General features: G+C 25.9%; 16 protein-coding genes. 4 read left to right on the top strand and 12 right to left on the bottom strand.

All coding sequences use genetic code 11. The annotated features are described in order from the left end of the window. Positions 1 to 120: 120 nt before the first annotated feature. The 5 genes from ACRC03_RS19195 to ACRC03_RS19175 all read right to left on the bottom strand — a co-directional run bounded on the left by ACRC03_RS19195 (position 121) and on the right by ACRC03_RS19175 (position 4,391). The gene (locus tag ACRC03_RS19195; RefSeq protein ID WP_438654220.1) at positions 121 to 1,014 is read right to left on the bottom strand and encodes a hypothetical protein; all 894 of its coding nucleotides are present in this window, start codon (positions 1,012 to 1,014) and stop codon (positions 121 to 123) included. A 171-nt stretch (positions 1,015 to 1,185) separates the two neighbouring features. Beyond that, entirely contained in the window at positions 1,186 to 1,839 is a 654-nt protein-coding gene (locus ACRC03_RS19190; RefSeq protein WP_438654219.1) for a TetR/AcrR family transcriptional regulator, read from the bottom strand. Positions 1,840 to 1,854: 15 nt separating this feature from the next. Then, positions 1,855 to 2,961 (bottom strand): ABC transporter permease, encoded by a 1,107-nt coding sequence (locus ACRC03_RS19185; RefSeq protein WP_438654218.1) that lies wholly within the window; start codon positions 2,959 to 2,961, stop codon positions 1,855 to 1,857. Continuing rightward, positions 2,951 to 3,685 (bottom strand): ABC transporter ATP-binding protein, encoded by a 735-nt coding sequence (locus ACRC03_RS19180; protein WP_438654217.1) that lies wholly within the window; start codon positions 3,683 to 3,685, stop codon positions 2,951 to 2,953. Before ACRC03_RS19180 ends, ACRC03_RS19185 begins: the two co-directional genes overlap by 11 nt. 208 nt (positions 3,686 to 3,893) lie before the next feature. Next, on the bottom strand, positions 3,894 to 4,391 hold the full coding sequence (locus tag ACRC03_RS19175) for a CarD family transcriptional regulator (RefSeq protein WP_438654216.1): 498 nt from the start codon (positions 4,389 to 4,391) through the stop codon (positions 3,894 to 3,896). 355 nt (positions 4,392 to 4,746) lie between these two features. Between ACRC03_RS19175 and ACRC03_RS19170 the strand changes: the two genes are divergently transcribed. Further along, positions 4,747 to 5,490: an NAD-dependent protein deacylase gene (locus tag ACRC03_RS19170; protein ID WP_438654215.1), complete on the top strand. Its 744-nt coding sequence runs from the start codon at positions 4,747 to 4,749 to the stop codon at positions 5,488 to 5,490. Between the two features lie 112 nt (positions 5,491 to 5,602). Here the strand turns inward: ACRC03_RS19170 and hisD are convergent, their stop codons facing one another. Both hisD and ACRC03_RS19160 read right to left on the bottom strand, forming a co-directional pair. Continuing rightward, complete coding sequence (gene hisD, locus ACRC03_RS19165) at positions 5,603 to 6,880, bottom strand: histidinol dehydrogenase (RefSeq protein ID WP_438654214.1); 1,278 nt, start codon at positions 6,878 to 6,880, stop codon at positions 5,603 to 5,605. 254 nt (positions 6,881 to 7,134) lie between these two features. Beyond that, a complete protein-coding gene (locus ACRC03_RS19160) occupies positions 7,135 to 8,505 on the bottom strand; it encodes a GTP pyrophosphokinase (protein WP_438654213.1) in 1,371 nt (456 codons plus the stop codon). A gap of 228 nt (positions 8,506 to 8,733) precedes the next feature. Here ACRC03_RS19160 and ACRC03_RS19155 point away from each other — a divergent pair, with 228 nt between their 5' ends. Continuing rightward, entirely contained in the window at positions 8,734 to 9,123 is a 390-nt protein-coding gene (locus tag ACRC03_RS19155) for a GntR family transcriptional regulator (RefSeq protein WP_438654212.1), read from the top strand. Further along, positions 9,116 to 10,219 carry a DUF5808 domain-containing protein gene (locus ACRC03_RS19150; protein WP_438654211.1) on the top strand — a complete coding sequence of 368 codons (1,104 nt, stop codon included), beginning with the start codon at positions 9,116 to 9,118 and terminating at the stop codon, positions 10,217 to 10,219. Before ACRC03_RS19155 ends, ACRC03_RS19150 begins: the two co-directional genes overlap by 8 nt. 52 nt (positions 10,220 to 10,271) lie before the next feature. On the opposite strand, the gene ACRC03_RS19145 is transcribed toward ACRC03_RS19150, so the two are convergent. Beyond that, on the bottom strand, positions 10,272 to 10,934 hold the full coding sequence (locus ACRC03_RS19145; protein ID WP_438654210.1) for a TrkA C-terminal domain-containing protein: 663 nt from the start codon (positions 10,932 to 10,934) through the stop codon (positions 10,272 to 10,274). A gap of 202 nt (positions 10,935 to 11,136) precedes the next feature. On the opposite strand from ACRC03_RS19145, the gene ACRC03_RS19140 reads away from it, so the two are divergent. After that, the gene (locus tag ACRC03_RS19140) at positions 11,137 to 11,724 is read left to right on the top strand and encodes a C40 family peptidase (RefSeq protein ID WP_438654209.1); all 588 of its coding nucleotides are present in this window, start codon (positions 11,137 to 11,139) and stop codon (positions 11,722 to 11,724) included. Positions 11,725 to 11,816: 92 nt separating this feature from the next. Here the strand turns inward: ACRC03_RS19140 and ACRC03_RS19135 are convergent, their stop codons facing one another. The 4 genes from ACRC03_RS19135 to ACRC03_RS19120 form a co-directional block, all read right to left on the bottom strand. Beyond that, positions 11,817 to 13,412, bottom strand: coding sequence for a putative ABC transporter permease subunit (locus ACRC03_RS19135; RefSeq protein ID WP_438654208.1), 1,596 nt, complete (start codon positions 13,410 to 13,412; stop codon positions 11,817 to 11,819). Further along, complete coding sequence (locus ACRC03_RS19130) at positions 13,405 to 14,115, bottom strand: ABC transporter ATP-binding protein (RefSeq protein ID WP_438654207.1); 711 nt, start codon at positions 14,113 to 14,115, stop codon at positions 13,405 to 13,407. Before ACRC03_RS19130 ends, ACRC03_RS19135 begins: the two co-directional genes overlap by 8 nt. Positions 14,116 to 14,534: 419 nt before the next feature. Then, positions 14,535 to 15,044 (bottom strand): HDIG domain-containing metalloprotein, encoded by a 510-nt coding sequence (locus ACRC03_RS19125; protein ID WP_438654206.1) that lies wholly within the window; start codon positions 15,042 to 15,044, stop codon positions 14,535 to 14,537. A 263-nt stretch (positions 15,045 to 15,307) separates the two neighbouring features. Beyond that, positions 15,308 to 15,472: a hypothetical protein gene (locus ACRC03_RS19120; protein ID WP_438654205.1), complete on the bottom strand. Its 165-nt coding sequence runs from the start codon at positions 15,470 to 15,472 to the stop codon at positions 15,308 to 15,310. Between the last annotated feature and the right edge of the window lie 231 nt (positions 15,473 to 15,703).

Raw genomic sequence — 15,703 nt, 5'->3', positions numbered from 1 at the left:
AGTCGTACCTTTGGGAAAGCATTTCAAGGCGTTACCCTATCATTCTACTTTTCGTAATATCAGTTCTAATAACTAAAAGTTATTAGGCTAGTTTTGTAGTAAACCCACGCTTACCTTTGTCTAACAACAAGTCGCACCTTTATATATATCTAGTACATCTATCTTTATTTTTTTTATTTTAGCATTTCTATTTGCATTAGTGTAAAACCAATCTACAAATTGATTATAGTTTATAGCTTTAGTTTTATTAGACTTATTGTATAGGTACTTACTTAAGTATGTAAATGCAATCTTACTGTTAAGTTCAGTTTTGCCATTTTGAGTACATAAGTATTGAAACATTGAACTTGTTTCTTTCATTAATAACTTAGAATAAGTAAAATAACCTATGTTTACTTCATATTCTTTATATACTCCGTATATTTTATTTATTCCTACAGTAGTTTTTCCACTACCTGCACTCCCAAATAAGAATAAGGGCGTCAATCCACTTCGTAGACATTCTTCTTGTTCTTCATTTAAATAGTAAATTGCATTTTTTTCATCTTCTTTTATAAGATTTACCAAAGTTTTATCATCTACTATTCTAGTTATAACTTCTTCTGGGTTGTAATAATAGGTTTTATAGTTTTGATCTATTAGATTTTCAAAGACTTCTTCTTCCTCTAATTCGTTGTAGTCTACATTAAAATTTAAGTTTTTCGCTCTTTTAATTTGATTATCATGATTACAATAATCTAATATTACAATTGCATTTTCTTTTTTAAATTGTTCTCTTATATTATTTACATTAGATGCAAAAGTGAATAGTATTCTGTTTGCTATATCTACTCTAAACTTAAAAATATTATTATTTCCTTTAACTTTTCTCACCGAATAACTATTTGATATATTTTTGACTTCATTGTTATTGTTTTTTAGCTCATCTATGAAATTATCTACTTTTTCTAGTACAGAATCTTTTCTTTCTAATGGCAAATTCTTTATAAAGTTTTCAGTTATAAGTATTTTCATAATTTTACTTCTCTCTATAATTTTATTTTATATTTTAATTATATATAAAATAAAGAAATATGACAAAATTTTTTTATATGCCTAAATGTTTTTAAAATAGTAAAAGACTATAAATATATAACTTTTCTTTATAGTCTTTTACTGTTTATTATTTTTTATTGCTTTATTTAATTATTTTTCTTTAGCTAAAGCTTTTATTATTGTATTGGCAATAACTTCTTTGTCATGCTTATCATCATAATTTAACTCAGGACATATAATAAATCTTTGAATAAAATATCCAAAAATATTAGATATTATTATTCTAATAACCTCTCCTGTATATATATCAATTATCTCACCTTTTTCTTTAAGCCTATATATAATCTTATTCACTCTAGGATAAGCATTGTCTATAAATATTTCTTTTATTTCCTCTCTAGTATCTTTTTGAGAAATAAATTCTTGAATTAATATTTTTATAGTAAGCTCTTCTCTTTTAGCAAATTCAATTCTATCATCCACTATATGACATATTAAAGCTCTAAAGCTATGATAATCTTTTTCTAAAACTTCTTCCATAAAATCATTTATACACATAGGAGCAACAAATTTTATATAAGATGGAACTATGATTGCATTTAATAAATCCTTTTTAGTTTTGTAATATCTAAATATAGTTCCTTCTGCTACACCAGCTCGTTGTGCTATTTCTGATGTTGCTACTTTGTCATACCCTTTTTCACTAATTAGCTCTATTGCAGCAATTAATATTTTTTGATGTTTAAGAGTAAGTTTTTTTTCTTTGTCTATCCCTTTTATAAGATAATTACTCAAACTTTCCATGATATTCTCCTTTAATTACCATATTCTATGTTTTTTAAGAGCTACTATATTAAGTAACGCAAATATTAATGTAAATAATAATAGTATACTTAAATCAGGCATTATTTCCATAAATGATGCACCTCTTATCATTACATCCCTAAGAGCTTCCCCTGCATAAGTTAACGGCATACATTTAGCTAACCATTGTAAAGGCTCTACCATACCTCTTATTGGAAATAATCCACTAAAAAATACTTGTGGTACTATAACCAATGGTATAAATTGTATTATTTGAAATTCGTTATTTGCAAAAGATGATAAGAACATTCCAAGACTTAGTGCACATAGTGCTATTACTATTGTTACTAATAAAAGTAACCAAGTACTTCCTACATCATATATATCTAATACATATATACTAAAAGTAGAAATAATTGCTGATTGGAATATGGTAAAAATTCCAAATCCCATTAGATACCCTAATACTATTTCATATCTTTTTATAGGAGTCGCTAGAAGTCTTTCTAAAGTTCCTGTAGTTCTTTCTCTTAAAAAACTTACTCCTGAAGTTAAAAATACAAAGAAGAATATAAAAATCCCAATTAATAAAGGTCCTATAAAATCAATGGTTTTCATATCATCGTTGCCATAATAATTATCTATTTTTATATTTGGTGTTACTACTTGTGGAACTAGTACTTGCTGTTTTGTAGGCTGAGTTGATTGATTAAGCAATTCAGATGATTTTTGAATTTTATCCATTTCTTCTTTTGTATTGTCTTTAACAGCTTGTTGAATTGATTTTATTACTTGACCATTTATAGAGCTATCGCTACCATTTAATAATACTTTTAAATTATTATTATCTTTTTCTATATATACATCTAAGGATTTATCTTTAAATTTATCTTTAGCTTCATCTTCAGCAATAATAGATATATTATTATCTTCTTCTATGGAATTTAATATTGTTTTTACGCTCTCATTTTCAACACCTATTTCTAGTATTGTATCTTTTTCTGTAAACACATAATCTACAAGTGTAAGTACTAGTAAAGGAGCAATAATTAATAGAGCTAAAGTACGTTTATCTCTGAAAAACTGTCTAATTATTCTTATTATAATAGCATTAATTCTCATATGGATTACCTCCTAGCTTTAAAAACACTTCTTCTAAAGAGTTACAATTTAAGTCTTTAATTAAATCCTTAGGGTTGCCTACAGAAATACAATTTCCATTTCTAAGCATTGCTAATCTATCACACTTTTCTGCTTCATCCATAACATGAGTTGTTATTAGAATTGTAACACCTGCATTTTTTAAACTTTCAAATTCATTCCATATTTGTTGTCTAAGTATTGGGTCCATTCCTACTGTCGGTTCATCTAATATTAGTATTTTCGGATTGTGTATTAATGATATAGCTAAAGATAATCTTCTTTTCATACCTCCTGAAAAGTTGCTTACAATTTTTTTTGAATCTTCATTTAGATTTACTACTTTAAGTACCTCATATATTTTTTCTTTCCATAATTTTTTAGGTAGTTTGTATAATTGGCAATAGAATTTAATATTTTCCTCTGCACTTAAATCTGTGTACAGTGCATCAGATTGAGCTGTATATCCTATTTGTTCAATGATTTTTAAATTTGGTACTTTTTGAGTCATAATATTTATTGTACCTTCATTAGGTGATTCCATACCCATAATCAACCTTATTAAAGTGGTTTTCCCAGCTCCTGAAGGACCTAATAATCCAAAAATTTCACCTTCTTTAATACTAAATGATACATTTTTTAATACCTTTTGTTTCTTATACTCTTTAGATACATTTTCAATAGAAATGTAGTTATCAGTGTACATATTTTTATCTCCTTTTTTATTAATGAGTGATTACTCACTTTATTATATTCTAAATTCTATATAATATTTGCCTATAAATAAAGTTAAATATATTTAATAAGAATTCAATTTAGCATTATTAAACAAAAAAGATGAGATTTTTTAATCTCATCTTTTCATATCTTTTTGTGTAGTATATATTATTAATCCTTAATTTTCTAATTATTTTTTATTGAAGTATACGACTTTGTATATATAAAGTAACCTCTTCTGGGCAAATGTTAAGAATAGTAGCCAATTCCTCATTTAATAATTTTTCTGCTGCTACCACTATGCCCTCATCATTTCTATTTATCTTTTTACCTAAAGTCTTTTTTTCTTCTTTGTTTGAATATATACTTGTTATTAATTTCATTAATTCTTCGCATTTTCCATTTTTAAGTATTGATTTAAATTCCATACTTCTGATTTTCTCATCATCTATCCATATGTTTTCATCATTATTTATATTATTTATCATTGATGTAACCTCTTCTTTAGAAACTAACTTTCTCATAGGAATTTTTTTATTATCTACGGGAATTTTTATAGTTACATTTTTCGAATAAATATGAGCTAATACATAATAATCTTTTTCAATACTATTGGTAATTTTCTCCTTTTTTATATCTACGACTTTGCAAACTCCTACCATTCCATACATAATATGGTCATTAACCTTAAACATAAAACCATCTCCTCCCTTTTATAAAACCTTACTCTCAAAACCCTCAATATATTTTTATAGTCTTAAGGACTAGTAATAAAAAATATTTTTATTAATTATCAAAAAAAAGTAGCTTTAACAACTGGACTTACGTTATTAAAACTACACGCTGTATATTCATTTTACCATAATTTTGAATTTACAGGTAAGCATTTTTCAATTTTATGTTTGATTAAAATTTAATTTTTACGTCGTAAATTAAATAATTGCTACTCTAATACCCACCATTTACTATAGTTTTCAACAAATTGCAATATATGTTTGTAGGATAATCTCAATATGCTATAATAAGTAAAAAGCTATTGGAGATGATTTAATGGAAAATAAAATAGAGCAATTATCTAAAATTCTAAAGGAAAGTAATAATATAGTGTTCTTTGGAGGTGCTGGGGTTTCAACAGAATCAAATATACCTGATTTTAGAAGTTCATCAGGATTATTTAATCAAAAATTAAATAGAAACTTTACTCCTGAGCAACTTGTTTCTCATACTTTTTTTGTAAAATATCCTGAAGATTTTTATAAATTTTATAAAGATAAGCTACTCTACCCACAAGCTAAACCAAACCATGCACATTTAGCCCTTGCTAAACTTGAAGAAATAGGCAAATTAAAAGCTGTAATTACACAAAATATCGATGGACTTCACCAATTGGCTGGTAGTAAAAATGTGTTGGAATTGCATGGTTCTGTACATAGAAACTACTGTGAAAAATGCCATAAATTCTTTGATTTAGAAGCTATGCTAAGCTTAGAAGGAACTATACCTTATTGCGATAAATGTAACTCTATAGTAAAACCAAATGTAGTATTATATGAAGAAGGACTAGATGATGATGTAGTATCTAAAGCTGTATCTGCAATTAGAAATGCTGACTTATTAATAATAGGTGGAACTTCTCTAGTAGTTTATCCAGCTGCTAGCTTTGTAAATTATTTTAGAGGTAAAAATGTTGTAGTTATAAATAAAGATAATATTAGCTACAAAACAGATAATACCTTAGTTATTAACGAACCTATAGGAGAGGTTCTTTATAAATCAGTATTATCTAATGAATAGTATAAAAAGAATCATTTTAATTTGAAATGATTCTTTTATTTTTAATTTTTATATTATGTTGAATATACTTAAAGCCAACATAAATAATCACCATTTAAAATTTATATCTCTTTTATGATTTATTTATATTATCTAATCTTACTCTAGCAGCTAATGCATGGGCGTATAAGCCTTCTTCTTTTGCCATATTTTCTGCTACTGGAGCTAGTTTTTCAATAGCTTTTTCACTTAATTTTTGTTTTGTACAAGTTTTTATAAAGCTACCAACCCAAACTCCTCCTGTGTATCTTGACGCTCTTAAAGTTGGTAGAGTATGATTAGTTCCTGCTACATAGTCTCCAAATACTTCTGCTGATAAATTCCCAACAAATAAAGATCCATAATTTATAAGTTTTTTATCAAACTTTTCATAGTCTTTTACTATTACCTCTAAATGCTCCGGAGCATAGCTATTAGTAATATCTATAGCTTCTTCTATGTTTTCGACTAAAATAATTTCTCCATTATCTTCCCAAGATTTTTGAGCTATCTCTTTAGTCTGCAAATCTTTTAACATTCTATTCACTTCTAAACTTACCTTCTCTACCATGTCCATACTATCAGTAATTAGTATTCCTCTTGCATCTAAGTCATGCTCACATTGTGCTAATAAATCTGCTGCTACAAAAGTTGGATTTGCACTTTCATCGCAAATTATTAATACCTCGCTAGGGCCAGCTACAAAGTCAATACCTACTTGACCATAACATTGTCTTTTAGCTTCAGTTACATATTTATTACCAGGCCCTACTATTTTGTCTACAGGTAAAATAGTTTCACTTCCATAAGAAAATGCTGCTATTGCTTGAACTCCTCCTACTGCATAAATTTCATCTGCACCTGCTAAATCCATAGCCACTAAAGTTTTAGGATTAATTTTGCCATTATCTTTCATCGTTGGAGAGCAAACAACCACCCTTTTCACCCCTGCTACTTTTGCAGGTATTATCAACATAAGTGCTGTTGAAAATAAAGGATATTGCCCTCCTGGCACGTATGCAAGACACGATTCAATAGGTATATGTTCTTGACTTAATATAACACCCGCATATATTTCTTTTTCAAAATTATTATCAAAGCTTTTCTTTTGCTCTTTCGCAAACTCTCTAATATTATTTGCAGCAATAGTAATATCTTTAATAAATTGTTCATCTACAATTGAATAAGCTTCTGTAATTTCTTCTTTACTGACTAGAAATTTTTTTCTGTTATTATTATCAAATCTTTTACTGTATTTTTTTATAGCACTATCTTTATTCTTTCTTATATCCTCGATTATTTCGCCTACTACAACTTTCAAACTTCCATCTTCTTGAAATGGCTTTGATTTTGGACTTTTTACTACTTTCATTTTCTTTACCTCCTAATAATTTGTATTTTAAAAAGCTCCCATCATCTAGCAAACGCTAGATGACGAGAGCTTGCTCACGTGGTTCCACCTCTATTTTTTTATATTATAAGTTATAGTATATTATGAGAATATTCTTGTCAATTGTACTAATTATATTTTATATATTTATATTATTTTCTCATATGCAATTCTTTTATCTCCATTGGGTAATCAAAAAGAACTACAGTTTTGACACCGTAGCTCTTTATATATTACTATTTGAATAACTTTTTTATAGAACATTTTATATTATCTTCGAATTTATCAAATTGTTCTATATACATTTCATAATTATTTACTTCTTTAAACATATTATCAATTTCCTTGCCTAAAAGTTCATCAATCTTATAGAAATTATCTACATATATAAATTCTATAGTATCTACTTCTATTAAAGTATCAACCACTACTTTATATATATTATTTAGTACTATTTTACTTTCTTCTATACTAAATTTTTCTTCTAATTTGCAAATATTCTCCTCTGATAACATATTATCTTTAATAAATACAATAAAGTTTTCAAAGTCTTTTTTGTTGTTATATGGCTCAATCTCAAATAGAATCCTAAAAAATAAGTTCCATGTAAATTCGTAGTTTAATTTTTTAACCATATACTGACCTAACGTTTTAGATATTTCATCTTCATAAACAGGCTCCGCTTCAAAGTTTATTTTAGAGTTAAAATCTATTTCCTTTTTATCTATTTCATTTATTCTACTTAGTGCCTTTACTGCCATATCTCCAAAAGTATCATCATCAGTTGCCATCTTGCTAAAAGAGTAATTTATAATCGTTTCACAAGGTATTTTAAAATCTACTATGAAGCCTATACTATTTAACATTTTTTCTGCAAAAGTATCATAAATCATTTTAGCTATAAATTTTTCTGTATTTTTCATTTTTACATTTTTGCTCTTTTTATTACTAGTGTGAAAATTATCATATACTGTTAACAATTGATTATCTATCATTGTTAGATTACTTTTTATTGATAGCATTATATCATTTAAAAAATTATCTGCTATTAAGTAAGTATTATTTTTATAAATTATCTTGTGTTCAATTTCACTCCAGAATATGTTGACTAGAGATTTTATTTGAATCTCAAAATTTATTATTTTATCTCCGTAATCAAATTTACCATCTATTCTATATATTTGCAAACCATTTTTTTGTTTTTGTGGCTGCCTTTCACTTAATTTTAATTTTATCTTTTCATTTCGCTTGTTGTAGTAGTATACTTTATCTTCAGTTTTATTAAAATATTTTTTAAGTAATTTAAATAATTTGGTTTCATCTTCAATAAATCTACATTCTAGTCTAATACCTATTAAATCAGATAAATTATGTATTAGTTCTTCTGATGTATTATATTTTTTTATATATCTATTTCTAATTATTTTCTCTCTTAAACTATCTTTTGATTTTACCCTTGAACTAGCATTTAAATATTCTACATTACTTTGATTTAAGATTTCTTTAAAATACTCTTCTAGTTCTACAGACAACATATCTAACGTTGGCTTTAAGATATCTAGCAATTCTACTGACTGGTTTATAAAGTTAAATTCTTTTAATGGCATTTATTTACTCTCCTAATTTATACTTATACTCATAATCTTTACTTTTCATTATACATTAATTCATATTTAAAAACATCTTTTAGCTAACTAAAGAATTTTTTCTTTCTTTATAAAATTGGTTGGAAGTGCAAGTAAATATATACTTTTAGTTGTAATAATTTTAGTTTTTGTTATATACTATATATAACATATATTATGAATATGCTAATACTAATTTGGAGGTATAATATGATTTTAAACTTAGATTTTAATAGTGATGTTCCTATATATACACAAATTAAAGAACAAATAATAAAATCTATTGCATGTGGTGAGTTAAAGATTAATGAATCTTTACCATCTGTAAGAAATATGGCCGAAGAAATAGGTGTTAATCTTCACACAGTCAATAAGTCTTACAACTTACTTAAAGATGAAGGATACATCAATATAGATAGAAGAAAAGGCGCTATCGTAAATGATTTACCTTTACCTAAAAAAGATTTTAATATTGAAAAAATAAAATCTATGTTAGATCTTTTAGTTGCCGAAAGCTATCTTTTAGGTATGTCTAAAGAGGATTTTATAGACTACAGTAGTGATTTATTTGCAAATTATGGGGTGAGAGATTATGAATAGTACGATGGCTTTAATTATTAATATACCTACACTGTTTCTTCTTTATATTATGATTTATTTTACTCAAGCATTAAGTGGTAAAAGACAATTTTATGGAGTTAGCTTAAACAGTGATTATTTTACTAAAGAAGATTTTAAGGCATTGGACAAAAACTTTAAAGTTCTTGTTACTATAGGTTTTATAGTATTCTCAATAGTTACTTTAATATGTATATATGTATTTAAGGCTTATGAGATTGCTACACTTTTACCTATACTAGGATTTTGTTTATATCAATTTTTTACTTTCCTTTATATTCATAACAAGGTTAAAAAATTAAAGAAAGGCTTATCTTTAGAAATAAACAACTTGGATTTAGAAAAAACTAGATTAGTATTAGATACCGACTTTCTTAATGAAAAAAATAGATTAATAAAAAAATACAGTATCATGTTTATGATTCCATTTATTGTAACAGTATTAATGGGTGTTTATACAATGACTCAATATAATAGTCTCCCAGATATGATTCCTACTCACTGGGGACCAAGTGGTGCTGCAGATGAATTTTCTAAAAAATCTATAGCTAGTGTTGGTGGTATAATCGCTATGAGTGCAGGTGTTGGACTTATTATCTACGTATCTTCTGTAGGTTCTTTGAAATCTAGAGGTAAGCTTAATGTTGATGATTTAGATTATAGTAAAAAGGCACATTTGCATTATTTAAATAAATTTGCCCTTACTTTCTTAGTTTTAAATATTGCTTGTCAAGTTATGTTCATTTCTATATTGATTGCTACTGTAAATACTAGTAGTATTAATATTTTTATATTGTGGCCTTGCACAATTGCTATAATTATTGCAGCCATATATCAAACGTATTTATATTATAAATCCCCCAGTAAAAGTAAAACTGCAGTTTATACAGTTGATGATGAAGATTCATTTTGGATTTTTGGTACTATTTATAATAATCATGATGACCCTTCTTTCTTTGTACAAAAAAGATTTGGAGTTGGATGGACTGTCAATATAGGAACTACTAAAGGAAAAATATTTTTTATAGTACCTTTTATAATAATAATATTTGCTTTAATTATTACCTCCTCTATGTAACTAGTAAAAGCACTAAATTTACCAATGTAAATTTAGTGCTTTTTATTTTGTATTAATGGAATTTATGTTTTATATTATTGGTGTTTCCGTAGACTGTAAGCTTATCATTTTCTTGAAATATATAGTTTGCACTAGGGAAATTAATAAATTCATGCCCTTGATCAACATTAAGTACTTTTATTTCTATATAATTTAATCCGCTATCTTTTATGCTCTTTCCTATTAAATCTGAGTTTTCACTTAGGTATACTTCTCCTATGGAATATCCTTTATGTTTTGTAATAAAACTTAAATATCTTGAGTTTGTTTTTCTCCATAATGAAGATCTTTCAACTAAATGCTCAATTATACTCTCTATTCTTTCTAACAAAGAACTTTTTATAAATATTACTGCTAAAACTATAAATACTACAATCACTATAATAGATTTTGTATTAAGTAGACTATTTGATAACATATTTACCAGTAAAGATATAAAAGTTAATGTACTTACATAACTTATTATCATTAAAGCACTGGCTAATCTTCTTCTAGTTGGATGTTGTGCAATTGATTCACTTTCCTTAGTCGTATACCCTGTACTTGTGAGAAGAGAAATCACTTGAAATCTAGCTTTTTCTATACTCATACCTGTTAATCTAAACATTATTGCAAATATATCAATTATTATTAAAAATACAACTAAACAAATAATAAAAGTTGCTACAATTACCATTTTTATCTCCCCCCATTATTATAATCTTATGTTAATAAAATGTTAATTGTTTTTACTAAATCAAGTTATATGTAAAAAAAATAAATCGTATTATCATGCGATTTTTTCTATGACTTTTTTATAAAAAGGGAATACTATTTTTGTCTTCTAAGTATAAATTATTTCACCTATGTTTAAAGCAGAAAGAGAGGTACTATTTTTAATGAAAGTTATACTTAGGCTGAAAAATCTATTGTTAGGGATAATATTATTAAATTTATCATTTATATTTTTTGATAATAGCTACGCTTATGAATATCAATATGTTGTAAATTACGATAATAAAATTATAAATGAAGTAATATACTTAGCAAAAGATAAAGTAGGTCTTGAATATGTTTGGGGTGGAAAGGGAGAAATAATGACTCATGAAAGGCTTAATGAACTAATAGATATTTATGGTTCTAAGCATTACCCCCTAGAAAAAAATAATTATATTGGGCAACAAGCTTTTGATTGTTCTGGTCTTACATATTGGGCATATAAAAAAGTTACTGGGGTAAAAATTGGATACTCTACAGTTGAGCAAAAGGAGGTCCTTAAAAACTACAAAGTAGATATGAACAATCTTCAACCAGGAGATTTAATTTTCACACCTGGCCATGTAGTTTTATATACTGGGAATGGTAAAATGGTTAATGCTGCTAGCAAAAGAGCCTATCCTAAAGGTGGTATAAAAGAAGATTGCATTTTTGAAAATAGAAATTGTGAAGCTTATAGACCTATTGATTACATAAAAGATGTTCGTTGATTTGCAAATATAGTAGGATAATTAGATTCTATTTTTTTGATTCTAATTACCCTGCTTTATTATTCTTCAATATGATTTTAAGTCTTCATTTATTATAAATTTCTAAAAAGTATTACCCCTTTAGTTTTTATTGTTTTCCATAATATTGTCCCTAATATTAAAAATATAACATTAGCAAATATTAAGAATAAATTTATACTTCTAATACCTACAAAGTATAAAACTGCACAAACTATTGCTATACTTACTATTGAAGCAATCATTGTTAAAAGCACACTTGCACTTTGCTTTACTACTGAAACATCACTAGTAAACTCAAGTTTAGGATATAGTAAATTTATAAATAATCCTAGTGCAGGACTGAAAAAACCTAATATTATTATAGATATTGTAAATAACAAAATAGTTTGTATTCCAAAGTTTAATTTTATTCCAATTCCTAAAAAACTAAGTACAATTACAGGTATTATTAAAATTGAATTTAAATATATTTTACTTTTAAAAATATCTATTTCATCTATTGGTGAAGATTTTAATATCCACAGATTTTTTCCTTCTAAAGATATAGATACTGCAGCTGTATTTGTCATTATTATACAGAACACTGCTATGCCCATCATTTGAGCTTTTATCATATTTTCCATAACATTCATTTCTAATATAGTTGCAATTTTATCATAGCTTATGAGAATTATACTTATTGCAAATAAAGGCATTAAAATTACTCCTATAGATGAATTTATAACATATACAGTTGATGAAATAAATCTCTTTGATTCCTTTTTTAATAATGCAAAAACTGGTTTTGATGATTTTAACTCTTTTAATTCATAATTATTAGTTTTGTAACTCTCATTCATTTTGCTATTTATTTTTCCAAAGTTATTTGAAAATATATATACAAATATTCCTGTTGGTATAATTGAAGCTAATACCAATATGCTTAAAGATATAAAGTTGTTATTTTTAAGAGCATCTACAAAATAGTAAGTCAATGGGTATATCTTTTGTGTAGCTTCTATTATAGATGAACTGTTTTGAAGAAACTTTATAGCTATATTCTGTAAATTAAAAGATAAAACCATTACTCCAACTACTAATAATATATTCAATATTATCATTGTTATATTGTTATTTTTCATTCTAGAAGATATGTTACTTATAAAAAAAGCTATTATAGACGAAATTATAGTTGGTATTAATGGTAAAGCTAAAACTAAAATTATTAAGTATGGTATATATAAAACTCCTGTATCCATTTTAATAAAGTATACAATTGTAGGTATTAATACAAATGTTATAGAAATTAAAAAATTATTTAAAATAAGAGATAATATTTTACTACTTAATATTGTTGATTTTTTTATAGGTAAACTTGCCAACATTTCATAATCTCTGCTTTGAAAAAGATATGATGGTGCCTTATATATAGCCACAAACATGGTAGAGGTTACACTTCCTATAATACCCATTACTAGCAATAGCTCCATTTGATTATTTTTCATTAAAAAATCTGATAAATAAAAACATAAAGTAAATCCATATACTGCTAACACAATCATACTTACTATAATTAAAGTAGACAATACTAACATCTTAATTTTTTCATTTTTTTGTGCATTCTTTAATTTATTTAATCCCATTTCATTTACTATGCTAGTTTTCATTAACAAAGTTAAATTACTCATTTTCTACCATCTCCATAAATATATTTTCAAGTGACTTATTCCCTTTTACATCTTCTGTGCTTCCGTAAGCTTCTAATCTTCCATCTTTTATTATTGCTATTTTATCACATATCTTTTCTGCAACTTCTAAAACATGAGTAGAGAAGAATATACATCCTCCATTTTTGCAGAATTCCTTCATTATTTCTTTTAGAATATAAGCTGCCTTTGGATCTAAGCCTACAAAAGGTTCGTCTAGTATTAATATTTTAGGCTCATGAATTAAGGCTGATATTATAGCTAGCTTTTGTTTCATACCATGAGAATAAGATGATATTAAATCTCCTAAAGCTTTGTCGATTTCAAATTTTTCTGAGTAGCATTTAATCTTTTCTTCTCTTAATTTTTTTTCTACTTTAAATATATCTGCTATAAAATTAAGATATCCTATTCCAGTAAGTGATTCATAAAGGTCTGGATTGTCTGGAATATAAGCTATTTGCTTTTTGCATTCTATTGGATTTTTCTTTATTGAATAAGAATTAATTAAAATTTCTCCCTCTTCAAAATCATGAATACCTACTATTGATTTTATAGTAGTAGTTTTACCTGCCCCGTTATGTCCTATAAAACCAAATATTTCTCCATCCTTTACTTCCATCGATATATTGTTTACTGCTTTTTTGCCTTTATATGATTTAGATACATTTATTATTTTTAACATTTTAATATCTCCTTTATTTTTATACTTGTTATATATAATATATAACAAGTATAAAAATTGTGCAATAATATAAAAAATTTTAATAAATCTGATGTTCCATACTTAGGAGGATTAGCAACTAGACAGTTAGTAGAAATGGGAGAAAGACAACTAATAGAACAATATAAAAACAAATAAAAATTCGCTTCGCTTGAGCGACCTGTCGGCGAAACACTTCATATCGCCAACGGCTCTGCGCGTTGCTAAAAAACTTTTTTACTCTCGCTAAGTCTATTAATATCGCCTAAATGTAATAACTTATTCACAGTTTTTTAACTTATATAATATCCTTAATCGTAAAAAATAGGATGTAGTTATAATTTTTTATACTACATCCTTATTCAATAAAAAATTATCTATTTACTTCTCTATTAATAGGTTTAATTTTTGTCATCTATTATTTGGAAAAAATTTATTAATTTATCATCAGTTTCATTATGATGATTTTTTATTATATTTAAGAATAATTGATTATTATTAATATTCTTTAAAATTTCATAACTATATTCACTATGATTGTAATAACATTGAACTTTTTTCGATTTTTCAAAGTCTTTTAATCTTCCTTTTGTAACTTTATTAAGGATTACAATTATAGATTTATCTATTATATTTATTTTCTTTCTTATTTTTCCAATATCATGTAGAAGTGCTACTTTTATTAATAAGTCTCTATTTTTAATAATTTCTACTTCTTGAGTAATATTATTATCTATAATATTTTCAATTTCTTTAGCATTTCTTACACAGTGTTTTTTCTCTGATTTTAATAATTTATCAAACAGTATAAATTCCTCTTCATTTAATATTGATTTTACATATCTATAATCTTCTTTGTTCATTCTATCTGTTGCATTTATATAAAATTGTTTTACTCTTTTCGGTATCATGCAATTTGCTCCTATTTTGATTTTAAATTTACTAATAATTTATTATAAAATAATAACACCTACAAATCTATTTGTGTAGGTGTTATTTCTAATATTATTCATCTTTTTTTATTAAATCTTTTATCATCTCTACTTCCATATACATAGAAAGATTTTGACCTGGGTTGTCTAAATCTAAGGAGGCATCAAATAAACTACCTAAAAAAGAGATTGTCCACTAAATGATCATAATCATTTAGTGGACAATCTCTTTAATTATTTTATTAGTTTCTAATAAAAATATTTAATTTTAATCTTCCTTGTCTATTACTATTGTGTTTACATCTAAGTCTCCATTCACCATTATGACTTATTTCAATATCACTTAGGACATCTTCAGTCATGTTTTTGACCACAATTTTTTGCATAAGATCTACTGGAAATAACATACCAAATATCCTCCATTTTAATATAAAAATTATACAACAATTTGTTTTCGTTTATATAATTATAGCAACTTAATCTTAGATATTCATTATTTATCAAATCGAGTAGGAAAAACTCGGGGTAATTAATCCCGAGTTCAGACCTCTCACAGAACCGTACGTGCGGGCCTCGCATACGGCTCCTGATAAATTTTAGTTGCTACATCTGTAGCAATACAAAGTATTAACTTTTAC

This window comes from Romboutsia sp. (assembly GCF_051659545.1).
GTDB lineage: Bacteria > Bacillota > Clostridia > Peptostreptococcales > Peptostreptococcaceae > JBOFOR01.
This window is presented reverse-complemented; position numbering and strand designations above follow the sequence as displayed.